Below are 7,283 nucleotides of genomic sequence, written 5' to 3'. Positions count from 1 at the left end.
ATATATCTACTGGTATAACAATGAACGTTCAAAATCAAAATTGACTGGATTGAGTCCAGTCGAATACCGAACTCAGTCCAGCCAATTAGCTGCATAATAAAAACTCTAACTTTTGGGGGTAACCACCTTAGAGTGGGCTTTTTTCTTTTGTTTGTACAAAAAAATAATAACCCATCCGCAAGCTCCTTATGTACTTCTACTGATAAATAAGAATTTATTGCTCAAAATAACATATTAAGAAACATTTATTTCTTTGTAAAAATATATCAATAATTTTTTTGTCAAAAAGACTATTATTATGTCCAAATATTGTTATAATGAAATTGTTTGTTAAGGTTTTGTAAATTTTTAATAAAATCCTTTACAAATCCTCAACAAATCATTAATAATGGATTGGTGTGTGAAGGATTTGTCTGATTTTGTCGTAATTTTATAGATATAGAATAATTAAAGGGGCAATACTTTTGACACATTGGTCATACTAAAGAAAGACAAAGTTTTGTGAGAAGGGATGAACACTGTTGGATGTAAATGTACAAGCAATGATTTTTCAATTTATCGGTGGATTAGGGATCTTTCTTCTTGGTATTAAATACATGGGAGAGGGACTACAAAAAGCTGCCGGAGATCGACTTCAAGAGATTTTGGATAAGACAACCAGTAATCCATTCATGGGAGTAATAGCCGGGATGATTGTTACCATCCTCATTCAAACGAGTTCAGGTACTACTGTATTAACCGTGGGCTTAGTAAATGCCGGCTTTATGACATTAAGACAATCTATTGGTGTTATTATGGGGGCAAACATCGGTACGACAATGACTGCATTCATTATCGGTATTGAAATTAAAGAATATTCATTACCAATTCTAGCAGTTGGTGCTCTTATGTTATTTTTTACGAAAAACAATAAGTTATCTAACCTTGGTTTAACAATCTTTGGTTTTGGTGCATTATTCTACGGGCTTGATTTAATGGGAACTGGACTGAAGCCTTTAAGAGAAGTTGAAATGTTCCATGAATTAACTTTAAGTATGTCCGAAACACCTATTCTAGGTGTAGTTATAGGTACAGTGTTCACTGTAATAGTACAAAGTTCAAGTGCAACCATTGGTATATTACAAAGCCTTATGAGCGAAGGGGCGATAGAACTTAAGGCAGCGTTACCTGTTTTATTTGGGGATAATTTAGGTACTACAATAACAGCAGTGATTGCCTCTATTGGAGCAACGGTTGCAGCTCGTCGTGCAGCATTAACACATGTCATTTTTAACTTGATCGGAATTGTTATCGTATTAAGTATTCTTGGGCTTTATACAACATTTATTGAAAATATACAAGCATGGCTAGATCTTAACTCAGCTATGTCAATTGCTTTTGCACATGGTATCTTCAACTTGAGTAATACTATTATTCAATTTCCGTTTATCGGATTGCTGGCATTGTTAGTAACTAAAATTATTCCTGGTGAAGATACGGCCGTAAAATATAAAGCACAGCATTTAGATCCAATTTTTATTAAGCAATCTCCTTCTGTGGCGTTAGATCAGGCTAAAGAAGAAGTCATTCACATGGGGAAATATGCAATTAAAGGTCTCGAAGAAACAAGCATGTTTTTAAATAGTCATAAGCAGAAAAATGCAGAAATGGCTCAACAGCTGGAAGGTGCATTAAACAACCTTGATCGTGAAATAACTTCTTACTTAGTAGAGTTATCGGGAACGAATTTTTCGGAGTCTGAACGCGAAAATCATTCAGCATTGATTAATTCTGTCCGAGACATAGAACGTATCGGAGATCATTTTGAAAACATTACTGAGTTAGTTAATTACAAAATATCTAATAAAGTTGATATTACAGAGCAAGGAATGATTGATCTAAATGATATGTTTGATTTAACGATCAGTACAGTGAAAGAGGCTATAAAAGCATTAGAAAACATGGATAGGGAAGCAGCATTAAATGTTGTACAAAAAGAAAATGAAATAGATAAAATGGAAAGATCATATCGCAAAAAACATATCATTCGCTTAAATGAGGGAGCATGCACAGGTGCAGCTGGTATTGTGTTTGCAGATATAATCAGTAACCTTGAGCGTATCGGTGACCATGCTGTAAACATTGCTGATGAAGTATTAGGCGAAAGACAAAAACACTAAATAAAAACAAATAGGAAGTAGTCTTTATGACTGCTTCCGCCATATTTTATACGGGAATATGTTGTTTTTTGAAAATTTATTAGAAAAAAATACACAAAACTATTGACGAATATATCCTGCTGTGATAAATTATTAAATGTCGCTTCAGTGATTACATAATTTCATTCCACAGTAGCTCAGTGGTAGAGCAATCGGCTGTTAACCGATCGGTCGTAGGTTCGAATCCTACCTGTGGAGCCATATGGCGGTGTAGCTCAGCTGGCTAGAGCGTACGGTTCATACCCGTGAGGTCGGGGGTTCGATTCCCTCCGCCGCTACTAAAAATACCGATGGCGGTCGTGGTGAAGTGGTTAACACATCGGATTGTGGTTCCGACATGCGTGGGTTCGATCCCCACCGGTCGCCCCATCATAAAATAGAATAAAGGACCCTTAGCTCAGTTGGTTAGAGCTATCGGCTCATAACCGATCGGTCGCAGGTTCGAATCCTGCAGGGTCCACCATTTAATATTGCGGAGGAGTACCCAAGTCCGGCTGAAGGGAGCGGTCTTGAAAACCGCCAGGGGCTTCACGGCCCGCGGGGGTTCGAATCCCTCCTCCTCCGCCATACATATTGATTTGCATCATAATTACATATCGTTAGGCTCGGTAGCTCAGTCGGTAGAGCAACGGACTGAAAATCCGTGTGTCGGCGGTTCGATTCCGTCCCGAGCCACCATTTCAACAAGCTAAATGAAGCTTGTTTTTTTATTTTTGTTGAAATGGGGCAAGGAGAAACATCTCATCCTAGATGCTAAATATTTGCATTTTAATTTGGTGTTTTGATACCATTTGTCATAGAGAGCTTTTTATACTTTCTAATTACAAAATAGGAGGAATGAAACATGGCAAACTTTACTTTACCAGAACTACCTTATGCATATGATGCGTTAGAGCCTCATATTGATAAGGAAACAATGAACATTCATCACACAAAACACCACAATACTTATGTTACCAAATTAAATGCTGCACTGGAAGGTCACGATGATTTAGCAAATAAATCAATCGAAGACATTCTTGCAAATCTTGATGCCGTTCCAGAAAACATCCGTACTGCAGTAAGAAATAACGGTGGTGGACATGCAAATCACAGCTTGTTCTGGACTTTGCTGTCACCAAATGGTGGCGGTGAACCTACAGGTGAACTTGCAGATGAGATCAATTCTACTTTCGGTAGCTTCGATAAATTCAAAGAAGAATTTGCAGCAGCTGGAGCAGGTCGATTTGGTTCAGGTTGGGCATGGTTAGTAGTAAATAATGGTAATCTTGAAATTACTAGTACACCTAACCAAGACACTCCTATTTCAGAAGGTAAAACACCAATTTTAGGATTAGACGTTTGGGAGCATGCATATTATTTAAAATATCAAAACAAACGTCCTGACTACATCGCCGCTTTCTGGAATGTAGTGGACTGGAATAAAGTATCAAGCTTATATAACGAAGCGAAATAATAAAATAAATCGAGAAAGGGCTATAGTTGATTCTATAGCCCTTTTTATTTGTTTGCTTACGCTTTTTATTGCGATATCGCCTTACATTATGTTTAGTCATATTTAGGTGATAACATTTTCTTTATGTATATCTACTACTTTCTAGACCAAAATAAAGGTTAGATGTAGTGAGGTGTAAAAGATGAGCGAAATGGTGAAAAGTACAAAAAAAGCAATGCCGAATAGAAAAGATTTAAAGTTGTTATTAACAATAGGCGGCTTATATGCACTAGCAACATTCTTATCCAATACTTTTGTAAATATTTTTTTATGGAAACAATCTGGAGATTATATTGATATTGCCATATATAATTTGTTTGTTTATATCCTGCAGCCAATATCTTTTGTTATAGCTGGAAAGTGTGCAAAGAAAGTTGATAGAACCATAATTATTCGAACTGGTGTTACTTTTTTATCTGTTTTCTATGTGACCGTATTATTAGCAGGTGAGAATGCTTCCCGTTTTCCTTATTTATTAGGTGCCATCTTAGGAATAGGTTACGGTTTTTACTGGTTAGCATTTAATGTTTTAACCTTCGAAGTTACAGAGCCTGAAACAAGGGACTTTTTTAACGGAATACTGGGCACGTTACAATCATTAGGTGGGATGATTGGTCCTTTCTCTGCTGGTTACATTATTACTAAGCTTGATAATTTCCAAGGATATAGCTTGATTTTCTTTGTATCCTTTTTTTTATTTTTAATTGCAGTAGTATGTTCGTTTTTTTTGAAGAAAAGAAAAGCAACCGGCAAATTTTATTTTAAGAATGTGGTGTTAGAGAGAAGAAACAACCCAAATTGGCGAAATATTTTATATGCCCATATTTTTCAAGGGTTAAGAGAGGGCTTATTTATATTCATTGTGGCTATTTGGGTATATATTGCTACTAATAGTGAATTTGCGTTAGGTGGATTTAATTTAACTGTTTCATTATGTTCTTTTATCGGTTATTTTTTGGTAACCAAACTCTTAAAGGTTGAACATAGAAAATATGCAATTTTGCTTGGTGGGATATTGTTATATGCAGGTGTTGGGTTATTTGTTTTTCAAACAGGTTATTGGATGTTACTAGTATATGGAATTGTCGTAGGGTTTGCATATCCTATTTACAATGTCCCATTCATTTCATTGACGTACGATATTATTGGAAAAGCGAAGGGAGCAAGAGATTTAAGGATAGAATATATAATTATTAGGGAATTATTTGTTAACTTTGGCAGGGTATCAGCGATTTTAATTTTTATTATTAGTGTTTCCATGATAGACCCTGAAATCATGATTCCGATTTTATTGTTAACAATTGGTGGTGGTAACTTAATCGCTTATTATTTCGTGCGAAAAACAGATTCCTCTATTTATAATGTTAAATAGATAGTAAAGGTTTTTGGATCATGTTATAATAAATGGGATGTTTTTCATTAGGGGGAATGTAGGATGAACCAACATCCGGATTTAAAACAGAAGAAGAAAAAATTAAAAAAGAAAAAGGCTCAACTACCTTTTCGATTAAATATATTATTTGTGACTGTATTTCTTGTATTTTCATTGTTAATTGTACAATTAGGTGTTGTTCAGATACTTAATGGGGAGGAAGCACAACGTAAAATTAATCAAACAGAGAATACGCCTTCTAAAAAACCAGTACCAAGGGGTAAAATGTACGACAGTGACCATGATCTGATATTAGACAATAAAGCGGTAAAGTCGATCACCTACACACCTCCAAAACATGGGGATACAGCAGAAGAACGACTTAAATTAGCAGAAGATTTAGCAAAATATATAACAATTATTAAAGATGAAGCTGAACTTAAGAAAGCAATTCGTGAGCGTGATAAGAAAGAGTATTGGTACTTAAAAAACAGAGATAAAGTATCCGATCTGTTAACAGAAGAAGAAAAAGAAAAGCTTGACACTGGTGAGCAGTACCAAGCTGAACTTGAAGCAATTACGGAAGAGGATTTGGCTGAAATTGAATGGACACCAGAATTATTAAATATAATTGCGATCAAGAAAGAACTAGATGTTGCCTACGAACTATCACCACACGTTATAGTGAATGAAGGCTTAACTGAAAAAGAATATGCACAAGTAGCAGAACACTTACATGATTTACCTGGAATAGATGCAGTAATTGATTGGGATCGAGAGCGTTTGTATGATGGAACACTAAGTTCATTTTTGGGGAACTTAACAACTTCAGATGAAGGAATCCCTCGTGAGAATAGTGAATTTTATTTAAAAAACGGTTATACATGGAATGACCGAGTTGGTACTAGTGGGTTAGAACAACAATATGAACATGTTCTGAGAGGTAGAAAGGAAAAAGTACAGTATACCACAAACTCGGAAGGGGCAGTTGTTAACTCTGAGGTTGTCGTTGAGGGACAAAGAGGCAAAGATATTATTCTTACGGTTGATATGGAACTTCAAAAAAAAGTTGATGAAATCGTAGAAGATGAGTTGAGGAAGGCCATTAATCACCCTGTAAATAACAATGGTTATTTAGAAGATGCAATGGCTGTAATGATGAATCCGCAAACTGGTGAAATACTTGCTTTATCGGCGATAAGATATGATCGAGAAGAAAAAAAGTATCTAAATAATGCTTATCGAACTATTTATGATTCGCATGCACCAGGTTCTTCTATTAAAGGTGCTACGGTATTAGCTGGGTATCAAGAAGGTGTGATTGATATAGGTACTTATCTAGATGAATCAGCAATAAAAATTAAGGGTTCAAAAGAAAAATCTTCTTACTCAAACTATCTAGGACCTAGACTCAATGATATTCAAGCTCTTGAAAAGTCTTCTAACGTTTACATGATGAGAATTGCCCTTAGAATTAGTGGCGCTACTTATAGAAGAAATGAACCTTTATACAATTTTAGTTTTAATTCTTTCGATACGTTAAGATATTATTACAGTCAATTCGGCCTTGGGACCAAAACAGGAATAGACCTTCCTTATGAAGCGAGCGGTGTTATTGGAAATCCGACCAACGCCGGAGAATATCTTGACCTTTCTTTTGGACAATATGATGCTTACACTACGTTACAATTAGCACAATATGTGTCAACGATTGCTAATGATGGTTACCGAATGAGACCTCATTTAGTAAAAGAAATTAGGGAACCAGGAAACGGAAATGGTATTGGTAAAATTATCAAATCGATTAATCCTGAAGTGATGAACAAATTAGAAATGGACGATAAATATATTGAACGTGTTCAAAAAGGATTTAGAAGAGTATTTACTAGTGGTACAGCAAGTGGTGCTTGGAGTAGCTTTCCTTATGAAGTAGCAGGTAAAACTGGTACGGCTCAAAATCCTCAATATAAAAATGGTGAAAAAGTAGCTGACACCGAAAATTTGACATTAGTAGGATACAGCCCAGCGGAAAACCCTGAAGTAGCATTTGCAGTAGTTGTACCTAAAAATGGTACGGGGATTGGTCAATATCATATTAATCATGAAATTGGAAAACGAATAGTTAAAGCTTATTATGAATCAAAAGACAAAAAAGAACAAAATGATCAAGAGCAAAACAGTTCAAATGAAGAGTGATGGTAAGGTCGAGGCTAGTAGG

5 protein-coding genes and 6 tRNA genes are annotated in these 7,283 nt (G+C 35.6%); all 11 read left to right on the top strand.

The window, feature by feature from the left end:
- Positions 1-97: IS3 family transposase (locus ACTWP4_RS21040; protein ID WP_443128304.1), on the top strand; the 97-nt coding region annotated here is incomplete at its 5' end.
- A gap of 424 nt (positions 98-521) precedes the next feature.
- Complete coding sequence (locus tag ACTWP4_RS21035; RefSeq protein ID WP_443130745.1) at positions 522-2,159, top strand: Na/Pi cotransporter family protein; 1,638 nt, start codon at positions 522-524, stop codon at positions 2,157-2,159.
- A 165-nt stretch (positions 2,160-2,324) separates the two neighbouring features.
- Positions 2,325-2,399 (top strand) — tRNA-Asn (locus ACTWP4_RS21030).
- A 3-nt stretch (positions 2,400-2,402) separates the two neighbouring features.
- A tRNA-Met gene (locus tag ACTWP4_RS21025) sits at positions 2,403-2,476 on the top strand.
- Positions 2,477-2,491: 15 nt separating this feature from the next.
- Positions 2,492-2,567: transfer RNA gene (locus ACTWP4_RS21020), tRNA-His, on the top strand.
- 17 nt (positions 2,568-2,584) lie between these two features.
- A tRNA-Ile gene (locus ACTWP4_RS21015) sits at positions 2,585-2,661 on the top strand.
- An 11-nt stretch (positions 2,662-2,672) separates the two neighbouring features.
- Positions 2,673-2,765 (top strand) — tRNA-Ser (locus ACTWP4_RS21010).
- A 35-nt stretch (positions 2,766-2,800) separates the two neighbouring features.
- Positions 2,801-2,876: transfer RNA gene (locus tag ACTWP4_RS21005), tRNA-Phe, on the top strand.
- Positions 2,877-3,042: 166 nt separating this feature from the next.
- Entirely contained in the window at positions 3,043-3,654 is a 612-nt protein-coding gene (gene sodA / locus ACTWP4_RS21000; protein ID WP_443130744.1) for a superoxide dismutase SodA, read from the top strand.
- Between the two features lie 181 nt (positions 3,655-3,835).
- Positions 3,836-5,065 carry an MFS transporter gene (locus ACTWP4_RS20995; protein ID WP_443130743.1) on the top strand — a complete coding sequence of 410 codons (1,230 nt, stop codon included), beginning with the start codon at positions 3,836-3,838 and terminating at the stop codon, positions 5,063-5,065.
- A gap of 63 nt (positions 5,066-5,128) precedes the next feature.
- Entirely contained in the window at positions 5,129-7,261 is a 2,133-nt protein-coding gene (locus tag ACTWP4_RS20990; RefSeq protein ID WP_443130742.1) for a peptidoglycan D,D-transpeptidase FtsI family protein, read from the top strand.
- Positions 7,262-7,283 lie beyond the last annotated feature (22 nt).

The organism is Gracilibacillus sp. D59 (genome assembly GCF_052246695.1).
GTDB lineage: Bacteria > Bacillota > Bacilli > Bacillales > Amphibacillaceae > Gracilibacillus.
Note: the sequence above shows the minus strand (reverse complement) of the source record. Positions and strands in the feature narration are given on the sequence as shown.

Bases quoted from the DNA above. Each gene is read 5' to 3' on its own strand.
- ACTWP4_RS20990 (WP_443130742.1), top strand. From the start codon at position 5,129: ATGAACCAACATCCGGATTTAAAACAGAAGAAGAAAAAATTAAAAAAG.
- sodA (WP_443130744.1), top strand. From the start codon at position 3,043: ATGGCAAACTTTACTTTACCAGAACTACCTTATGCATATGATGCGTTA.
- ACTWP4_RS20995 (WP_443130743.1), top strand. From the start codon at position 3,836: ATGAGCGAAATGGTGAAAAGTACAAAAAAAGCAATGCCGAATAGAAAA.